Annotated in this window: 19 protein-coding genes; 15 read left to right on the top strand and 4 right to left on the bottom strand. The window is 64.3% G+C overall.

From position 1 onward, the window contains the following. The 6 genes from G6N36_RS08710 to G6N36_RS08685 are packed head-to-tail and all read left to right on the top strand — an operon-like array spanning window position 1 to window position 7,073. Window positions 1–1,134, top strand: a complete 1,134-nt coding sequence (locus G6N36_RS08710; RefSeq protein ID WP_163686165.1) for a spirocyclase AveC family protein — start codon at window positions 1–3, stop codon at window positions 1,132–1,134. Window positions 1,135–1,158: 24 nt separating this feature from the next. Beyond that, on the top strand, window positions 1,159–2,169 hold the full coding sequence (locus tag G6N36_RS08705; RefSeq protein ID WP_163686164.1) for an SDR family oxidoreductase: 1,011 nt from the start codon (window positions 1,159–1,161) through the stop codon (window positions 2,167–2,169). Then, the gene (locus G6N36_RS08700; RefSeq protein ID WP_163686163.1) at window positions 2,162–3,646 is read left to right on the top strand and encodes an aldehyde dehydrogenase family protein; all 1,485 of its coding nucleotides are present in this window, start codon (window positions 2,162–2,164) and stop codon (window positions 3,644–3,646) included. Before G6N36_RS08705 ends, G6N36_RS08700 begins: the two co-directional genes overlap by 8 nt. Before the next feature lie 12 nt (window positions 3,647–3,658). Further along, on the top strand, window positions 3,659–4,900 hold the full coding sequence (locus tag G6N36_RS08695; RefSeq protein ID WP_163686162.1) for a cytochrome P450: 1,242 nt from the start codon (window positions 3,659–3,661) through the stop codon (window positions 4,898–4,900). Beyond that, entirely contained in the window at window positions 4,897–6,168 is a 1,272-nt protein-coding gene (locus G6N36_RS08690) for a cytochrome P450 (RefSeq protein WP_163686161.1), read from the top strand. The genes G6N36_RS08695 and G6N36_RS08690 overlap by 4 nt, the downstream gene beginning before the upstream one ends. A gap of 26 nt (window positions 6,169–6,194) precedes the next feature. Then, entirely contained in the window at window positions 6,195–7,073 is an 879-nt protein-coding gene (locus G6N36_RS08685) for a mycofactocin-coupled SDR family oxidoreductase (protein ID WP_163686160.1), read from the top strand. 12 nt (window positions 7,074–7,085) lie between these two features. Here the strand turns inward: G6N36_RS08685 and G6N36_RS08680 are convergent, their stop codons facing one another. Continuing rightward, window positions 7,086–7,733: a TetR/AcrR family transcriptional regulator gene (locus tag G6N36_RS08680; RefSeq protein ID WP_163686159.1), complete on the bottom strand. Its 648-nt coding sequence runs from the start codon at window positions 7,731–7,733 to the stop codon at window positions 7,086–7,088. 119 nt (window positions 7,734–7,852) lie between these two features. Here G6N36_RS08680 and G6N36_RS30105 point away from each other — a divergent pair, with 119 nt between their 5' ends. Genes G6N36_RS30105 through G6N36_RS08670 form a run of 3 tightly spaced genes read left to right on the top strand, consistent with a single transcriptional unit; the run spans window position 7,853 to window position 9,414 of the window. Beyond that, window positions 7,853–7,981: a hypothetical protein gene (locus G6N36_RS30105; protein ID WP_264001209.1), complete on the top strand. Its 129-nt coding sequence runs from the start codon at window positions 7,853–7,855 to the stop codon at window positions 7,979–7,981. After that, window positions 7,978–8,763, top strand: coding sequence for a spirocyclase AveC family protein (locus G6N36_RS08675; protein WP_163686158.1), 786 nt, complete (start codon window positions 7,978–7,980; stop codon window positions 8,761–8,763). Before G6N36_RS30105 ends, G6N36_RS08675 begins: the two co-directional genes overlap by 4 nt. Before the next feature lie 27 nt (window positions 8,764–8,790). Further along, window positions 8,791–9,414 carry a TetR/AcrR family transcriptional regulator gene (locus G6N36_RS08670; RefSeq protein ID WP_163686157.1) on the top strand — a complete coding sequence of 208 codons (624 nt, stop codon included), beginning with the start codon at window positions 8,791–8,793 and terminating at the stop codon, window positions 9,412–9,414. A 17-nt stretch (window positions 9,415–9,431) separates the two neighbouring features. Here G6N36_RS08670 and G6N36_RS08665 read toward each other — a convergent pair whose 3' ends face one another. Then, window positions 9,432–10,136, bottom strand: coding sequence for an SDR family NAD(P)-dependent oxidoreductase (locus tag G6N36_RS08665; protein WP_163686156.1), 705 nt, complete (start codon window positions 10,134–10,136; stop codon window positions 9,432–9,434). Window positions 10,137–10,172: 36 nt separating this feature from the next. On the opposite strand from G6N36_RS08665, the gene G6N36_RS08660 reads away from it, so the two are divergent. The 6 genes from G6N36_RS08660 to G6N36_RS08635 are packed head-to-tail and all read left to right on the top strand — an operon-like array spanning window position 10,173 to window position 15,812. Further along, window positions 10,173–11,186 carry a TIGR03621 family F420-dependent LLM class oxidoreductase gene (locus tag G6N36_RS08660; protein ID WP_235689992.1) on the top strand — a complete coding sequence of 338 codons (1,014 nt, stop codon included), beginning with the start codon at window positions 10,173–10,175 and terminating at the stop codon, window positions 11,184–11,186. A 10-nt stretch (window positions 11,187–11,196) separates the two neighbouring features. Next, on the top strand, window positions 11,197–12,084 hold the full coding sequence (locus G6N36_RS08655; RefSeq protein WP_163686155.1) for an enoyl-CoA hydratase/isomerase family protein: 888 nt from the start codon (window positions 11,197–11,199) through the stop codon (window positions 12,082–12,084). Beyond that, complete coding sequence (locus G6N36_RS08650; RefSeq protein WP_163686154.1) at window positions 12,081–13,382, top strand: aromatic ring-hydroxylating oxygenase subunit alpha; 1,302 nt, start codon at window positions 12,081–12,083, stop codon at window positions 13,380–13,382. The genes G6N36_RS08655 and G6N36_RS08650 overlap by 4 nt, the downstream gene beginning before the upstream one ends. Continuing rightward, a complete protein-coding gene (locus G6N36_RS08645) occupies window positions 13,379–13,714 on the top strand; it encodes a hypothetical protein (RefSeq protein ID WP_163686153.1) in 336 nt (111 codons plus the stop codon). The genes G6N36_RS08650 and G6N36_RS08645 overlap by 4 nt, the downstream gene beginning before the upstream one ends. Then, window positions 13,711–14,919: a CaiB/BaiF CoA transferase family protein gene (locus G6N36_RS08640; protein ID WP_163686152.1), complete on the top strand. Its 1,209-nt coding sequence runs from the start codon at window positions 13,711–13,713 to the stop codon at window positions 14,917–14,919. The genes G6N36_RS08645 and G6N36_RS08640 overlap by 4 nt, the downstream gene beginning before the upstream one ends. Next, window positions 14,919–15,812, top strand: a complete 894-nt coding sequence (locus G6N36_RS08635; RefSeq protein ID WP_163686151.1) for an HpcH/HpaI aldolase/citrate lyase family protein — start codon at window positions 14,919–14,921, stop codon at window positions 15,810–15,812. The genes G6N36_RS08640 and G6N36_RS08635 overlap by 1 nt, the downstream gene beginning before the upstream one ends. 16 nt (window positions 15,813–15,828) lie before the next feature. Here G6N36_RS08635 and G6N36_RS08630 read toward each other — a convergent pair whose 3' ends face one another. Together G6N36_RS08630 and G6N36_RS08625 are read right to left on the bottom strand one after the other, a co-directional pair. Then, complete coding sequence (locus tag G6N36_RS08630) at window positions 15,829–16,830, bottom strand: hypothetical protein (RefSeq protein WP_163686150.1); 1,002 nt, start codon at window positions 16,828–16,830, stop codon at window positions 15,829–15,831. A 10-nt stretch (window positions 16,831–16,840) separates the two neighbouring features. Further along, window positions 16,841–18,160: a Dyp-type peroxidase gene (locus G6N36_RS08625; protein ID WP_163686149.1), complete on the bottom strand. Its 1,320-nt coding sequence runs from the start codon at window positions 18,158–18,160 to the stop codon at window positions 16,841–16,843. Window position 18,161 lies beyond the last annotated feature (1 nt).

Raw genomic sequence — 18,161 nt, 5'->3', positions numbered from 1 at the left:
ATGACCACTGAGTCGAAACCGCTTGAAACCGAGTCGAAATCACCGGATCCGGCAGGCACGGGCCCGAATTGGGGACGCGTCATCGCCCTGTTCGCATGGCTCGGCTTCCTCGGATTGTTCCTCGTCGTCGGGCGTACAGCAGTCGACCCGCGGGTGGCGAATCCGAACGTCGAGGGACGGCCCCGGCCGGTCGAGTTCCTGACAGGATTCGATCACTGGCAGATCATCCCGCAGGTCGGCGCATTGATCATGGTCGTGGTGCTGACCATCGTCTTCATCATCGGCTGGCGCAGAAATCCGGGCAGTCCGGTGTTGCTGATGGTCCTGGTCACGACGTTGATCGTGTGGCAGGACCCGATCATGAACTGGTCACCGTACGCGGTGTACAACCCGGCGCTGATGCACTGGCCGGAGAACTGGTATCTGATCATGATGTCGCCGACCGTCGAGCCGTTCATCGTGTTCGGATACGTCACGTTCTACTTCGGGCCGTACTTCCCGGCGATCTGGATTCTTCGCAAGATGCAGGCCAAGCGCGGACCGGAATCGTTCGTCAGCCGGCACCCGCTGCTCAGCCTGGGCGGGCTCGTGCTGGTGATCGGTTTCATCTTCGACGCGATGCTGGAGATCAGCCTGGTGCGCACGGGGCTGTACATCTATTCGCAGGCGATCCCGTTCGGAACCTTGTTCCCGGGAAGCACCTTCCAGTTCCCCCTGCTCTGGGAGTCGCTGTCGGTGACGTTCGTGATGATCCCGGCAGCCATCCTGGTGTACCGCGACGACACGGGAAAGTCGGTAGCGGAGAAGCTCGCGGCGAAGGCCAGGCTCTTCCCGAAAAAGCCGGTGCTCGGCACATTCCTGGTGATGTTCGCAATCATCAACGTGTCGTACTTCGCCTACGGCGGCTGGTTCTGGGCGATCAAGGCCAGCGGGCTCGCCACCTCCGTCGCTTGCCCGTGGCCGTACCCGGAGGCAAAGGTGTACGACCCGCAAGGGTATTACCGGGCGAACGGAGCCGAAGGACCGTACTCGGTCGGCAAGTGGTCCACCTGGCAGCAGGGGCCGTCCCGCAACACCGACGTGGAGCTGGGATCGAAGAGTATGAGATGCGCGACCGAATCGGCCGACGGGTGATGGCGCTTGCGCGACGAACAGCCGATGACTGAGCCTCGCAGCGTCGTCATCACCGGAGCGTCACGTGGTCTCGGCTTCGCATCGACCGTGCGCCTCTATCGCGAGGGGTGGCGCGTGGTCGCGGCGATGCGGACTCCTGATCGAGGAATGCCGCTGCTGCGTGCGACGACTGGTGCTGGCGCCGACGACGACAGGTTGATCGGCGTGCAGCTCGACGTGACCGACAGCGCGTCGGTCGCGGCGGCCGCCAAGTCGATATTGGAAGCGGTCGGCGCGCCCTATGCGGTGGTGCACAACGCCGGCATCTCGGCTGCGGGCATGGTCGAAGAGGCCGGCATGGAGCTGTGGCAGAACATGTTGTCCACGCATGTGTTGGGCCCGGTCGAGCTGACCAAGGCGCTCCTGCCCGCCATGCGCGCCGCGGGCACAGGCCGAATCGTGCTGGTATCCAGTGCCGGTGGCGTCAGGGGTCAGCCGGGAATCGCCCCGTACTCAGCGGCCAAGGGCGCGCTCGAGCGATGGGGTGAGTCGATGGCCGGTGAGATCGCACCGTTCGGGCTCGGTGTCACGATCCTGGTCAGCGGGACCTACGACACCGACATCATCACCGACGCCGGCACGACTGACGACCGGAACTTCGGCGGACCGTACGCGCGTATCCACAACACCGTGAACACCCGCGGTCGGTTTGCGATGAAGCTTGCGCGGCCACCGGAAAAGTTCGCTGACGGATTGCTCAAGGCTCTCAGCGACACGGCTTCGTTCCGGCGCCACGGTGTCGGGCCGGATGCCTCGATGCTGTTGGTGTCCAACAGGATTCTGCCCGCGGCGGGTATGCATCACATGTCCCGCCTGGTGATGGGAATCCCGCGGCAGGGCACGATGCGCGACGGGGCCTGGCCATTGACGGGCACGCAACGGGCAATGGTCCTGGCTACCAAGATCATTCCGCAACCACTGATGCAGCGTTTGGCTGATCGCGCGGCGCGACGAGCGGCCGCCGTCTCCGACCAAGGGAGTGAGAGCAATGACTGAAGCCACTGCGGTTCGATTCGAGTCGAGGATGCTGATCGACGGCGAGCTCGTCGAAGGTGAAGCCGGTACCTTCACCAACATCAACCCTGCCAACGAAGACGTTCTCGGCGAGGTCGCGGACGCGTCGAAGGCCGATATGAACCGCGCGATCGACGCTGCGAGAAGGTCTTTCGACGAGACCGATTGGTCGACCAATCGGGAGCTTCGCAAGCGTTGCCTGCTGCAGTTGCACGAGGCGATCGAAAGCGAGCTCGAGGAATTGCGCGAGGAGCTCATTCTCGAGGTCGGGGCACCGCGAGCGGTCACGCACGGTCCGCACCTGGATGCACCGCTGGAGGACGGCCTGAAGTATCCCGCCAGGCTGATCGACAGCTTCGAGTGGGAAACCGATCTCGGCGACAAGGTTGTATCGGTGACCGGCGTCAACACCAGGCGGAAGGTGTGGCACGAGCCCGTCGGCGTGGTGGGTGCGATTGTGCCGTGGAACTTTCCGTTCGAGGTCACGATCAACAAGCTCGGTCAGGCCTTGGCGACGGGTAACACCGTGGTACTCAAACCCGCGCCGAACACACCGTTCAACGCCACCCGGCTCGGTCGGCTCATCGCCGAGAAGACAGATATCCCAGCGGGTGTGGTCAGTGTGGTGACCGCCTCGGATCATTTCGTCGGTGAGGAACTCACCCTGTCACCGAAGGTCGACATGATCTCGTTCACCGGGTCCACCGTGGTGGGCAAGCGAATCATGGAGAAGGGCGCGGCGACGATGAAACGCCTGTTCCTCGAACTCGGTGGCAAGTCGGCGACCATCGTGCTCGAGGACGCGGACTTCAACACCGCCTGCCTGATCGGCATCGGTCCTCTCATGCACGCGGGCCAGGGCTGCGCGGCCCCGACGCGGATGCTGCTGCCGCGGTCCCGCTACGACGAAGGGGTCGCGATTCTTCGCGGCATCTACGAGAACATCAAGGCGGGTGATCCGCAGGATCCGGGCACGATCTGTGGTCCGGTGATTTCTGCCAAGCAGCAGCAGCGCATCCTGGGCTACATCCGCAAGGGTGTCGACGAGGGTGCGAACATGCTGGTTGGCAGCACCGAGCCGCCAGAGCAATTCGACAAGGGATTTTGGGTCAACCCAACGCTTTTCACCGATGTCGACAACTCGATGACCATCGCCCAGGAGGAGATCTTCGGCCCCGTCCTCGTCGTCATTCCCTACGAGGATGAAGAAGATGCCATCCGGATCGCCAACGACAGCGTGTACGGACTCGCCGGAAACGTGATGTCGAGTTCGCTTGACCGATCCCTCTCCGTCGCGCGCCGTCTGCGAGCCGGCTTCATCGGACTCAACGGAACCGCCGGATACGGCGCGGACACCCCGTTCGGCGGATACAAGGACAGCGGCGTCGGCCGTCAGAACGGCATCGCCGGATTCAGCCAGTACACCGAAGTGAAATCGGTGGCCTTCCCAGCCCAGTAGGAGGAGCAACACTTGTCCGATCTATTCGACGACCTCGAGGACTTCGGGGCATTTGACGACGCCATCTCCGGCGACGTCCGCGACCCGTACACGGAGTTGGCGCGGATCCGCCGCGAAGAGCCGGTGCAGCGCCTCGAAACGTCCGGTGCGCTGCCGCACGAAGAATCGCTGCCGATGTTCATCGTGTATCGCCACGAGGACGTTCAGCAGATGCTGCGCGACAACGAGACGTTCTCGTCGTCCGCCGTCATCGCGGCCTTCGGTCCGGTGCTGGGCGAAGGTGTGATGCTCGGCATGGATGAGCCGATCCACGGTCGGCTTCGCGGCCTCGTCTCGAAAGCGTTCGCGCAGAAGTCGTTGGCACGGTGGGAGGACGAGCTGGTCGGTCGCGTCGCCAACGGCCTGATCGACAAGTTCGCGCCCAACGGCAAAGCAGATCTGGTCAAGGAGTTCACCTTCGACTACCCGAGCCAGATCATCGCCGGTCTGCTCGGACTGCCCGAGGAGGACTATCCCCAGTTCCAACGGTGGTCGATCTCGCTGTTGAGCTGGCTCATGAATCCCGAACGGGGACTTGCAGCCTCGGCTGCGCTGTGTGAATACTTCGCGCCGATCCTCGAAGCCCGCCGGGCTCACCCACGTGAGGATCTGATCAGCGCGCTCGCCGCCGCCGAGATCGACGGGGAGAAGCTCAATGACGAGGAGATCTTCTCGTTCCTCCGGCTCCTGCTGCCCGCCGGCGTCGAGACGACCTACCGCTCGCTGGGCAGCCTGCTTCTCGCGCTGCTGTCGAACCCTGACCAGCTCGAGGCAATTCGCGCCGACCGCTCGTTGCTTCCGCAGGCGATCGAGGAGGGCGTGCGGTGGGAACCGCCGTTGCTGACGATCACCCGTGTGGCGACCAAAGACACGGTGCTCGGTGGGGTGTCGATTCCCGCAGGCGCGACGGTGATGCCGATGCTCGGGTCGGCGACCCACCAGGATGACCGCTTCCCGGACCCCAACAAGTTCGACATCTTCCGTCAGCAGAAGAGCAACCTGGCGTGGGGCCACGGTGTCCACGTATGTCTCGGTATGCACCTTGCTCGCCTCGAGATGCGAACGGCCATCAATCTTCTGCTGGACCGGCTGCCGAATTTACGGCTCGATCCCGACGGTGATGACCCGCACGTCAGGGGGCAGGTGTTCCGGTCACCAACGTCGGTACCGGTGCTGTTCGATCCGCAGCCGGCAGGAAGAGAGCACGCGCGATGAGCGATCTCGAGTCGATCGACTACTTCACCGACATGTCGCTGATCCCCGACCCTTACACGTATTACGACCAGCTGCGTTCGAAGTGTCCTGTGCAGCGGGCGACACCGTACGGCGTAGTGGCGGTGACGGGGCATCAAGAAGCGCTCGCCGCGTACAAGGATCCCGCGATGTCATCGTGTGTCGCGGTGGCAGGTCCGTTTCCGCCGTTGCCTTTCACCCCGGAAGGGGACGACATCAGCGCCCTCATCGAAGAACACCGCGACGCGATTCCGATGGCGGAGCACGTGGTCACCATGGATGCCGCCGAACATCAGAAGACACGTGGGTTGCTGAGCAGGCTGATCACGCCGAAGCGGCTCAGCGAGAACGAAGAGTTCATGTGGCGTCTGGTCGACCAGCAGCTCGAGAAGATCATCGACCGCGGTTCATGCGAGTTCATGGAGGACTTCGCGAAACCGTTGGCGCTGTTGGTGATCGCCGATCTGCTCGGCGTCCCGGCCGAAGACCATCAGGAGTTCAAGCAGATGATGGGCGCCGAGCCCCTCGGCGAGGTCGACGGCAACCAAGGTGAGACCGTCGCGCACAACCCGCTGATGTGGCTGGATGAGAAGTTCACGGAGTACATCACCGACCGGCGTCGGGAGCCTCGACAGGACGTGCTGACCGAACTCGCCGCCGCGACGTACCCGGATGGGTCGGTGCCGCCGGTAGACGAGGTCGTCAAGCTCGCGACTTTCCTGTTCGCAGCCGGTACCGATACGACGACGAAACTGGTGAGCACGGCGATGCGGGTGCTCGGCGAGAGGCAGGACTTTCAGAAGTCCCTTCGCGACGACCGCTCGCAGATCCCGGCGTTCCTCGAGGAGTGCCTGCGGATGGAAAGCCCCGTCAAGAGCCACTTCCGGCTGGCCCGGACGTCGACGACCATCGGGGACTACGACGTGCCCGCCGGGACGATCCTGATGATGCTGCCCGGCGCGAGCAACCGCGATCCACGCAAGTTCGAGGACCCGAATGAGTTCAAGCACGACCGGCCCAACGTGCGCGAGCATGTTGCTTTTGGACGCGGTCCCCATTCCTGCCCCGGCTCGCCGTTGGCGCGGTCGGAGGCGCGCATCGCGGTCAATCGGATCCTCGACCGGATGGCCGACATCCGCATCTCCGAGGAGATGCACGGTCCGGCCGACGATCGAAAGTACGGATACGAACCGACATTCATCATGCGCGGCCTGACGGCGCTGCATGTGGAATACACTCCGAAACCATAGCTTCGCCAGCATTCAAGGAGTACGAGATGACCGGAAAGCTTGACGGCAAGGTCGCTTTCATCACCGGTGCGGCCCGCGGTCAGGGTCGGGCACACGCGATCGAGATGGCCAAGGAGGGCGCCGACATCATCGCGGTCGACATCTGCCGCGACATCCCGTCCAACCCCTACCCGTTGGCGACTCCCGACGATCTCGCGGAAACCGAGCGGTCGGTCAAGGAGATCGGACGCCGCGTCGTCGCCCGCATCGCCGATGTCCGGGAGCGTCACGAGTTGCGCGACGCCGTCGAGGCGGGGGTCGCCGACCTCGGCAAGATCGACATCGTCGTCGCGAACGCCGGCATCCTGCCGATGGCCATGGGTAGAGCCTTCGACGCGATGTCGTTCGTCGATGCCAGCGACGTCGACCTGCTCGGTGTGATGAACACCGTCGCGGTCACCGTCCCGCATCTGCCCAACGGTGCCTCGGTGATCATCACCGGGTCGACCGCCGGAATGATCCGTGGCACCACCGACAACCCGAACATGGGTCCCGGCGGCAGAGGCTACGGCTGGAGCAAGCGCGTGTTGATCGAGTACGTCGAGGAGATGTCGATGGCGCTCGCGGACAGGATGATCCGAGTCAATTGCATCCATCCGACCAACTGCAACACTCACCTGCTGCAGAACGACGGCATGTACAGCATGTTCCGGCCCGACCTCACCCAAGAGGGCAAGCAGGCCACCCGCGAAGACGCCGAGCCGTTGTTCACCATCTTCCAGGCCATGCCGATCCCGTACATCGAACCCGAGGACATCGCAAAACTGGGGGTGTTCCTGGCCAGCAATGACAGCCGCTACATCACCGGCCAGCAGATCCGGGTCGACGCCGGCTCATTGCTCAAATGGCCCAACGGACCTGGGTGATAAGCAGTACATCTACGGGCGATGCAGGAACCCATGCAGGATCGCCTGGACGAGTTCGTCGACGATCGCCTCACGAGACGGCGGGCGGTTTCCGAAGAAGGTCGACCGTAGCGCGACCATGCCGACGATCATCGCGACCGTCGAATGCGCGGGCAGATCAGGGTGACCCGAATGCAGTCCGCGCAGGCGCATGCCCTCGCCGCTGATCTCGCCGAGCAGGGTCAGCGCTCGGCGGATATCGGTGATGCCGGCACCCTCTATCTCCTCCTCGCTGAGGCCGTCGGAGGCGACGAGGGTCAGCAGAAGGCCCTTGTGCTCGACGAGGACGTCGTAGAGACGTCCGACGAACTGCCGGGACAATTCCTCTTCGTCGGTCTCTTCGGGCACGACGGCCTGCCAGGTCTTGCCGAAGTCGTCGACGAAGTTCGTGAACGGCAGGACCAGTGCTTCGCGGAACAACCCGGCTTTCGAACCGAAGTGGCGGAACAACAAGTACTCGGTGACCCCGGCGGCTTCGGCGATCTCACGCGTGGTCGTGGCGCGGTAGTCCTGGCGTGCGAACAGATCGCGCGCGGCGTCGAGCAGCAGCCTGCGTGCCTCTCCGCGCGGGCGGCGCGTCGTCGAGGTGGTCTGCTTTCCCGGTGACCCACGCTGCGGCACGGCTTCTCACTCTCCCCGCGCTGCGCGGCTAGTGGCACTCCACGATAGCTGTCCTTGACCTGAACCCTAGTAATAGTGTCCACTATTACCGATCGCTTGATCGCTGAAGGGACGCGCTTGTGGGCCAACTCATCATGCTGGGCACTCTGTTCGGGCTGATTGCCGTGATATTCGGTGCGGTGATCTACTTCGACCCCGAGGCGCGCGGCCCGCGCGAAGAGCAGACAGCAGACGGGGCGGACCGATGAACACCGAGATGACGCCGCTGCTGATCGCATCCAACGCGTTCGGCTGGGGTAGCGGCATCCTGTTCGTGATCGCCGGCATCTACCTGAGTGTCCGGCGGGGTCGGTTGCACCCACTGCTTCTGCTGTGCATTTCGGCGATCTCGTTCTCGTGGATCGAAGCGCCCTATGACTGGGCGATGTACGCGCAGTTCCCGCCCGCGCTGCCCCGGATGCCCTCGTGGTGGCCTTTGAACATGACCTGGGGTGGGCTGCCGTCCTCGGTGCCGCTGGGGTACATCGGGTATTTCTGCATACCTGCGGTCACGGGCGCGGCGATCGGGCGGCGGCTGTCCGCACGGTTCAACTGGCGGCAGCCGCAGACCTTGTTGATCGTCGGCCTCGTGGTTGGCTTCTGCTGGGCCCTGATCTTCAACGCCGGCCTCGGCGCGCGGCTCGGAGTCTTTTACTACGCCTATGTGATTCCGGGTCTCGGACTGTTCGAGGGCACGCTGCATCAGTACCCGATCTACGACGCCATCGCGATGGGCATCCAGATGATGGTCTTCACGTACCTGCTCGGCCGGCGGGATGCGGAGGGGCGCAATGTCATCGAGATGTGGTCGGACAAGCTGTCGAAGACGCGAGTCCAGTCGGCGATCGTGTCCGTCATTGCCGTCATCGTCCTCGGCAACGTGCTCTACGGCGCCGTTTTCGCGCCCCATCTGGTGACCAAGCAGATGGGTCTGGTGACTTCTGGTCCGGATGTGCAGCTCTTCCCCGGCGTGCCCAACCAACCGAGATAGTGCCGTTGAAGCAGTACAATTCGCCTGGTGGCGATTCGGCGTGGACGGCCTACCCAGGCGGAGACGAAAAAGCTCGACCTCGCGGTTCGTGAGGCCGCGGTCGCTACTTTTCTCGAATTCGGTTATGCCGGAGCCAGTATGGAGGCCATCGCCAAGGCCGCAGGCATCACGAAACGCTCCCTGTACGCCCGCTATGCGGACAAGCGGGCGGTGTTCGCTGACGTCATCCCGTGGGCGCTGGCTCGCTACAGCGACGACGGGTCCATCGACGAGATCGGCGAAGACGATTTGGAGACCGCGCTTCTGGCGACCGGACGCAAAGCGCTGACGCGCGCCACACATCCTGAGAACGTGCGACTCAAGCGGATCGCCTTCAACGAGGCCGCACAGTTCCCGGAGTTCAACGTCTCTGCGGAGTCGATGATGTGGGCCGGCCGCCAGCGCGCCGTCACCGAATTGCTGCGCCGCCACGAGGAACTCGGCACCATCAAGGTCGAGGACCTGGAACTGGCGGCCGAGACGTTTCTGGCGATGGTCGAGGCCGTGCCCGCGCGTATGGCCGACTTCGGCGTGTTCCGGTCGTCAGAACAGCAGGAGCGACATCTTCGGTACGCGGTGCGGCTGTTCCTGCGCGGTGTCATGCCCCGCTGACTGCGGCTTGCTGCGAGCTAGGTGCAGCGCCCACCGTTCACGCCGACGATCTGCCCGGTGATGTAACCGGCCTCCTCGGAGACCAGGAATGCGCAGGTTGCAGCGATGTCCGCTGGTGTGCCGATTCGCCGCACCGGGATCCGCGCGGCGATGTCCTCGACTGATCCGCCGAGCAGGCCTTTCTCCTCGGCATCGCGCAGCATCGGGGTGTCAATCGACCCCGGTGGCACCACATTGGCGGTGATTCCCTTTGGGCCATATTCCAGCGCAAGGGTTTTCGTGAGACCGTTGACGGCGGACTTTGCCGCCACATACGCCGACTGGTACGGCGATCCGGAGTGAGTGCTCGATGAGGAGATGTTGACGATTCGGCCCCAGCCGGCGTCCAGCATGTCCGGCAGCACCGCCTGGGTCACATGAAAGACCCCGTTGAGGTTGACGTCGATGACCTTCGACCACTCCTCGGAGGTGAGGTTGGTGAATCGCCGGAACGAGGTCATTCCCGCGGAATTCACCAGGATTGTGATCGGCCCGAGCGCGGCGCGGATGGCGTCGAGTGCCGCGTCGACCTGTTCGCGATCCGTGACATCGGCGACATAACCGAAGTCGGTGTCGCCCGGCGCCAGGTCGATGGTGGCGACGTGATTGCCGTCGGTGCGCAGCCGGTCGGCGATGGCCCGGCCGATCCCGGATGCCCCGCCCGTAACCAATGCTGTCTTCACGAGGTAAAATATACAAAACCGTATACTTATTGCGCAATGGCGAGTATTCTGAGCGTCGTGGCGCAAGGCGAATCTGCTCCTCCCATGCGCGGAAAGCCGTTCCGCTTCGCCGTCCAGGCGAACAATGCAGCCGATGCGCGCGAGTGGCGCCAATTCGTCTGCAAGGTCGAGCAATTGGGCTACTCCACGCTGACGCTCGCCGACCATTACCTTGGACCCGGCCCGGCACAACGTGCCGCGCGGACGCCGCGCCAGGATCTTGCGCCGATCGCCGCGATCGCCACCGCGGCCGCCCACACGACGACGCTGCGCGTCGGCTGCCGTGTCTTCTGCATCGACTACCACGTGCCCGCGGTGCTCGCGAAGGAGATCGCGACGCTCGACCTGCTCTCGGACGGTCGACTCGAACTCGGCATCGGGGCGGGTTGGAGCGCAATCGAATACGAGGCGATGGGGTTGACATTCGGGACCCCTGGGCACCGTATCGCGAAACTCAAAGAGGTCATCGAACTGATCAAGGCGCACTGCGCAGGCGAAGAACTCGACGTCACCGGCGAACACGTCAGCGTCACCGGATATGCGGGTACTCCGCGCCCTGTTCAGCGACCCCACCCGCCGATCATGATCGGCGGTGGCGGCAAGCGGGTGCTGTCCTACGCCGGTCGGGAGGCCGACATCGTCAGCATCAACACGGTGGCGTTCACCGCGCGCAATGACGACGGACTCAGTCCCGACGAGGAAGCCGTGCGCCGCTTCGAATACGTCAGTGCCGCAGCAGGTCCCCGCGTCGGTGACCTCGACATCGAGAGCTCACCCTTCTTCGTCTCGATTGGTGACGACGCCGACGAGACCTACCGGCACATCGCGGAGAAGTCGCAGATATCGCCCGACGTCCTGCGCGACCATCCCAACGTTCTGATCGGCGCCGCCGACGCCGTCGTCGAAACCTTGCTGCGGCGCCGAGAATTCCACGGCGTCAATTACGTCACCGTCCGACAGTCCCACGCCGAGTCATTCGCCCCCGTCGTCGCACAGCTAGCGGGGTCGTGAAAGGAGCACGATGACCAAGAGATCGAGATTCAGCGAGTACCAGAACAGCTACGCCAACTACAAGTTCGAACTGACCGACGACGGCATCCTGTTCATGCAGTGCCACACCGACGGCGACAGCCTGGTATGGAGCTGGAAAGCCCACGACGAAATGTCGGATGCCTTCGCCGACATCGCCGGCGACCGCGAGATCAAGGTGCTCATTCACACCGGAACCGGCGACAACTACAACGCCAACTGGGGCCGACTGCCCAACGGTGAACCACCCGACGAGCCCGTGTACCAGGCGATGCCCGGCGACCGGGGCACGCACAAGCTCGACGAGAAGGCGTGGTATGCCAGGCATCTCATCTTCAACGTGCTCGACGTAGACGTCCCGATGATCAGCGCCGTCAACGGCCCCTGCAACATGCACTCCGAAGTGCCGATCATGGGTGACATCGTGCTGGCCTCCGAGGACACCTACTTCCAGGATGCGTCGCACTTCCCGCGCGGCCAGGTGCCCGGGGACGGCCAGCACGTGATCTGGAGCGTCCTCGCCGGGCACAACCGCGCACGCTATTTCTTGCTGACGGGGCAGAAGCTCAGCGCGCAGGAGGCCAAGGAGTGGGGTGTGGTCAACGAGGTGCTCCCGAAGGACAAGGTGCTCGACCGCGCCTGGGAGCACGCCCGGGAACTCATCAAGCGGCCGCCGCTGACGCTGCGGTACACACGTCAGCTCTTCACCAATCCGCTCAAGCGCGCGTTCGTCAACGAGCTCGGCCACGGCCTGGGCCGCGAAACCTATGCCCAGCGGGTGTTTTTCCCATTCGGAGGAGAGATGGAACCGCTCGACCGACCGTGGGACCAGCAGCCCTGGTCCAACGGAAAACAGCTCAGCCAAGGAGTCACCTCATGACCGGCATCCAACAGAAGCTCGCCACCGGACGCGGAAAGTTCACCCCGGAGTACCCCGAACTGGGCACCGGCCCGGTGAACTACGAGGACTCCATTTCCGAGGAGTTCTTCGCCGCCGAGCGCAAGGCCGTGTTCGAGCGCAGCTGGTTGTGCGTCGGACGCGTGGAACGCCTACCGCGCAAGGGTTCCTATTTCACTCGCGAGCTGCCCGGCCGACTGGCATCGATCGTCATCACCCGCGATCTCGACGACAACGTCTACGCCTTCCACAACGTCTGCGCGCACCGGGGCAACAAGGTGGTCTGGCAGGAACATCCGGCCGAGGAGTCATCGGGCACTTGCCGCGCCTTCGCCTGCAAGTATCACGGCTGGCGGTACGGGCTCAACGGCGTCGTCAACCACATCACCAACGAAGAAGAGTTTTTCGACCTCGACAAGTCGAAACTCCGCATGCCGCCCGTGCATTGCGAAGTGTGGGCCGGTTTCATCTTCGTCAACCTCGCCGACGATCCGGTGCCGCTGCGCACCTTCCTCGGTGACGGTCTGCTGGGAATGGAGACGTATCCGTTTCACCTCATGACGCAGCACTACGGGTTCTCCACGCAGATCAAGGGCAACTGGAAACTGGCCGTCGACTCCGTATGCGAGTGGTACCACCCGCCGTACGTGCACGGCCGGTTCATCGACCCGGACGTGTCGAAGGCCGAGAAGATGGTACCGCCGGTCGACTCCTACCATTACGACCTGTTTCGGCCGCACATGCTCACTTCCGTGCCAGGCCCGCCGATCCTTCCGCCGCGCGCACCGGGAAGTGCCGGTGAGCCGCGCCAGGATCAGCGATGGGTGTACAAGCTCTTCCGCGCAGGGCTTTTCGGGCCCGACGACGTGCCCGATATCGGGCCGTTGCCCGGCTTCCTCAACCGCGGTGAGATCGCGTCGTGGGGCAATGACCAGTTCTGGGTGTTCCCGAACATCTCGATCCAGATCTGGGCGCGCAACTACTACATCACTTACACGTACTGGCCCGAGACAGTCGACACCCACATCTACGAGATCGACATGTATTTCGTGCCGCCCGCCAACGCCCACGAGCGCCTGGCGCAGGAAGTGGTGGTCGACAGCACCATCGAGTTCGCGATGCAGGACGTCAACACCATCGAGGCCACCCATTCTGCGCTGAAGACCCGTGCGCAGACCACCTTCCACCTCTCCGACCAGGAGCTGCTGATCCGGCAGTTCCACAGGGTCATCCGCGACACCGTCGCGGCCTATCAGTCCGGTGAGGAGCAAAGGTCATGACGGAACATCAACTGCCCGAGGGGTTTTCGGAGCTGGAGCAATGGGTCGACGCGTGGTCGCTGCCCACCCGGGCCGAGCGCTATGCGGCACGGCTGGACCGGCCCTACGACGAGTTGGTGGCGTTCTACGACGGGATTGCCCCGCATGCCGAGCGGGCCATCGCCTACCTCGACGGGCTCGACGTCAACAACCTCGACTCTGCGGCCAAGCGCCTGATGAACATGCTGTTCTCGATGATCCTGGTGTCGTATGCGGTGAACATCTTCAAGCAGAACCGCATCCCCGACTCCGGTGCGGCCTTCTTCGAGATGGTCACCGAACCGGCGCTATGAGAACCCCGGCGAGCGCACTGCCGCTGTCGGGTTTGCGGGTGGTCGACGCCGCGACACTCGCGGCGGGCCCGCTGGTAGCGACCGCACTCGGCGAATTCGGCGCCGACGTCATCAAGGTCGAACAGCCCGGAGTCGGTGATCCGCTACGCACCTGGGGCGTGCGGCGCGACGACATCGGGCTGGTCTGGAAAAGCGTGAGCCGCAACAAGAAATGCGTCACTCTCGACCTTCGCACCGAGGACGGCCGAGAGCTATTGCACGGGCTGCTGGCACAAAGCGACGTCTTCGTCGTCAACACCCGGCCCAGCACTCTGGCCCGCTGGGGGCTGGACTACGAGGCGCTGCACGAACGGCACCCGAACCTGGTGGTCCTCCACGTGACGGGTTACGGCCTCGGCGGTCCCGCCAGCGACCGCCCCGGCTTCGGCACCCTCGCCGAGGCGATGAGCGGATTCGCCCATGTCTGCGGGCAGGCCGACGGTCCGCCGACCCTGCCGCCCTTCATGCTCGCCGACGGCGTCGCAGCGCAGTCGGCCACCTACGCCGTGCTGGCGGCGCTGTATCACCGCGACGTCCACGGTGGCGGTGGTCAACTGGTCGACGTCAGCCTCGTCGAACCGTTGGCCCGCCTCGTCGAACAGGCCACGCTGGCCTACGACCAGCTCGGCCAGATCCAGGGCCGCACGGGCAACCGCGCTGATGCGAGCGCGCCCCGCAACGCGTATCGGACGTCGGACGACAAGTGGATCGCGATTTCGAGTGCGTCGTCCAGCATCGCCGCCCGTCTCTACCGCGCCATCGACCGCCCCGATCTCGCGAACCGGCCCGAGTACGTCGACCCGATCCCACGCCAGGCCAGGGCCGACGAGATCGACGCCCTTGTCGCCGCCTGGATATGCGAACGCACACTCGCCGACGCGATGAAGGTGTTTCTCGCCGAAGACGTTGCGGCGGCGCCGGTCTACGATGCGGCGCAACTACTGGCCGACGAACATCTACGGGCAAGGGGAGTTTTTGTGTCGGTTGACGATCCGGATCTGGGGGAGATGACCGTACAGGCGCCAGTCGCCAGGTTGAGCGAAACGCCGGGCCGCATCGACCATCTCGGCCGGGCGCTGGGTGCCGACAACGACGCGGTCTACCGAGACCTACTCGGGCTCGACGGCGACCGGCTTGCGGACCTGCGCTCCGCGGGGACGATCTGATGCCCCGCCGAAGCGAGTTGGCGACGCCGGCGAGCGATGCGCACATGTGCGAGAAGGCCGCGCGCAGCGGTGCCGATCTGGTGTTTCTCGACCTCGAGGACGCGTGCGCACCGTCCGTGAAGGAATCGGCCCGCGCGACGGCCGTCGCGGCGCTGACCGGTCTGGACTGGGGCACCACCGTCCGGGCGGTGCGGATCAACGGTCTGGACACTCAGTGGTGCCACGACGACATCATCGAGGTCGTCACCGGGGCCCGGGACGCGCTCGACGTCATCATCCTCCCGAAAGCGCTGACTGCACGAGATGTTTGGTGGGTCGACGTCCTGCTCACCCAATTGGAGGCAAAGCTTGGCCTGTCGCGTCCGATCGCGGTGGAGGTGCTCATCGAGGAGGCCGAAGGGCTGCTGAATGCGGCGGAGATCGCGCGTGCCAGCCCTCGGGTGGAAGCGGTGATCTTCGGGGCGGGGGATCTGTCGGCGTCATTGCGGGCACGAGTCGACGGCAACTTCGGACCGGCCGGTGACTATCCGGGCGACTACTGGCATGCCGTACGGGTACAGGTGCTCGCGGCGGCGCGCGCGGCAGGCGTCTACGCGATCGACGCGCCCTATCCGGGCTATCGGGACGAGGACGGCTACCGGCGCGAAGCGCAGCGGGCGAGCCTGCTCGGATACGACGGCAAGTGGGCGATCCACCCGGCACAGGTGGTCCTCGCGAACGAGATCTTCACCCCGACAGTCGAGGAACTCGCGGCAGCCCGCGCCATTGTGGCCGACTACCGGCGTGCCGAAGCCGGCGGTATCGGCGCGATAGGTCGCGACGGACGACTCGTCGACGCGGCGCTGATGCGGCATGCGGAGAACGTCTTGCGTCGAACCGAGGCCCGAGAATGAGCCTGGGGCATGCGAGCTATTTCATGGTGGCCAAGTTGTGCCAGAGATTGCGCAGGCTGTCGGTGCCGCCGAACAGCGTGGTGAAGTGCGTGGAGTCGATGAGCACGATGTCGCCGGATCGTGTGCCCGTGGGCGGCATCCAGATCAACGCGTTGAAATCGGTGTTGCCCTCCGCCGTAAAGGGATGCGGCCGGTCGGGGTCGACGCGCTGGCGTCCCAGGACGCGCAAGTTGTCTCCCTCCGGCGCGGTGAGCTCGTAGTGCGGCAGATGGGGGTGGAAATTGAACGTGGTGACATTGTCGAGCAGTCGCGCCGCGTCGAGATCGAGATTTCCCGTCAACGGCGCGATCTCCTTCGTGCCTTCGACAACCGCGGGCCGCAGTCCCCACTTGTTGTGCACGGGCACGTCGAGCGCCGTCATCAATGAGCGCGTGTACTGGCCGAACCGTTGCTGTCGCGGCACGAGGCGGTCGCCGTGGTGTTCGTACTCGACCTGTCGCTGGACGTAATCGTCGGTGAAGCCCACGTCGTGATGGGGTGCCAGCAACAGGCAGGTGCCTTCGCGCTTGAGCCACTCGGAGATCGCGGCGATCTCCTCCGGGGCGGCCTCCTGTTCGGAGAGCAGATGGTCGAGGCCGAACACCATCAACGTGTCGGTGTCGTCCAGGATCCGCTCGTCGATCGGCAGTTTGTATCCCGCCTGATCGATGCGCTGGAACACGGCAACGGGATGGCCGGTCGCCTCCTCGGCCAGCGCCTGGAAATCCAGTGTGGAACGGTGGAACAGCTCGAGGGTTCCGGCGATGCCCTGTAAGAAGTTCGTTGCGTCGTACTCCGGCGTCTCATAGGCGGGCCACGCGACGTTGCGCACTTCGGTAATGGTGGAGAAGCGGTTCTCGATGACGGCCGGATCCCGCTGCGATTCCCAGGGGTAGCTCCACGTCCAGTAGATGCTGACGCGGCGCCCGCCGGAATGCGGTCGCGGAATGTGACTCTGGTTGTAGGTGCGAGCGCGCACGGTGTTCCTCCTAATCGCCGAGCGAGGCCAGGTAGCGCATCGCGTTCATCCCGGGCAGGAAGAAGTACGCGCCGCCGCGAAGCGTGGTGAAGGCTGGGATGCCCTTGTGCACCTTGCGGATCGGGCGCTTTGGGACGGTGAAGTCCAGGGTGCCGTCCTGGGTGCCGCAGATGGGATCGTGCTCGTTGCCGAGCTCGTGGAATGTCTTGTCGTTGATCCAGACGTTCTGTGCGAACTCGAATTGCCGGACAAGGTCGGCGCAGATGATGAAGGCCGCGATGCCGCGGTCGATGCCGTCGTCGGGCACACCCTCCGGTAGCGCCGGCCCATAGGTGGCACCGCGACGGATCATGCGCCGACGGTTCATGTAGTGGGCCGTGTCGCGCGGATTCAGCCGCCTGGCGTGAGATCCCAACGGGCACGCATAGCCGAACGGATCCATCTCTTTGAAGTTGAAGTCGTTGTTGCGCATCGGATCTGCCCCGAGCTCTGGATCATCCCTGTCAGGCGCCAAGACCAATGGTGCGCCACTGCGCCAGCGGCCCATGAACTTCGCCGCGAGTAGTTCCTGCTCGTCAGGCGTCTCGGCGTTCTCACGCAGGTAGTCGCGGAACTGCGCGACGTGTTCCTGTAGCCGGCGGTAAGCCATGTAGCTGCCGTTACGTGACAATTCCTGCGGCTCAGGGAGGTTCGCCACCGGTCCGTTCTCGTCGGGATACCCGAGAATGAACTCGCCCGGTTCGAGTGCAGCACCGGATCCGGGGGTCGGTTCTTCGCCGGACCCCTTCATCACCGGCTGGGATAAGCGGTCCCGGAAACCGAAGTGATCGTGGGCGTAGTTGAACGGCGGTGTCGCATTGAGGTCCAGATACGACAGTGACCTCACACCGTCGGTGCGGGCGAGCAACTTGTCGTGTTCGGCGATGGAACGGTGGTACTGCTCGTCGTTGCGGGAGAACAGAATTGCAATCGCGTGCAGGTCGTCGCCCGCCAAACCGCCGAGCCAGTGCTCGGGCGCCGCGGTTCCGGTGTCGCCGAGGATGTCGGCGCGCGCAGCCATCCCTTCGCGAAACTCTTCGGGGAAGGTCGCCAGCGATTCTTCGGACACCCCCAGCGCACGAAGACCGTTGCAGGTGAAGGCCAACGTTACCCAACGATCCGACTCGTCCATCGTGGCGACGGCGTCGGTGGCCGACTGGGTCGTGGGTAGAAGCTCCGAAAGCCACGTCCTTCCGCCCGTGGGCGTATCGAATGTCAGGAACTCGTACCGCCCGGTGATGGCCGGCGTTCTGGTGAGCAGGATGTGCTGGATGTCGTCGAGCTCGAGCATC

This window comes from Mycolicibacterium gadium, assembly GCF_010728925.1.
Taxonomy (GTDB): domain Bacteria; phylum Actinomycetota; class Actinomycetes; order Mycobacteriales; family Mycobacteriaceae; genus Mycobacterium; species Mycobacterium gadium.
The sequence above is the reverse complement of the archived record's forward strand: the minus strand, read 5'-3'. Positions and strand labels throughout refer to the sequence as shown.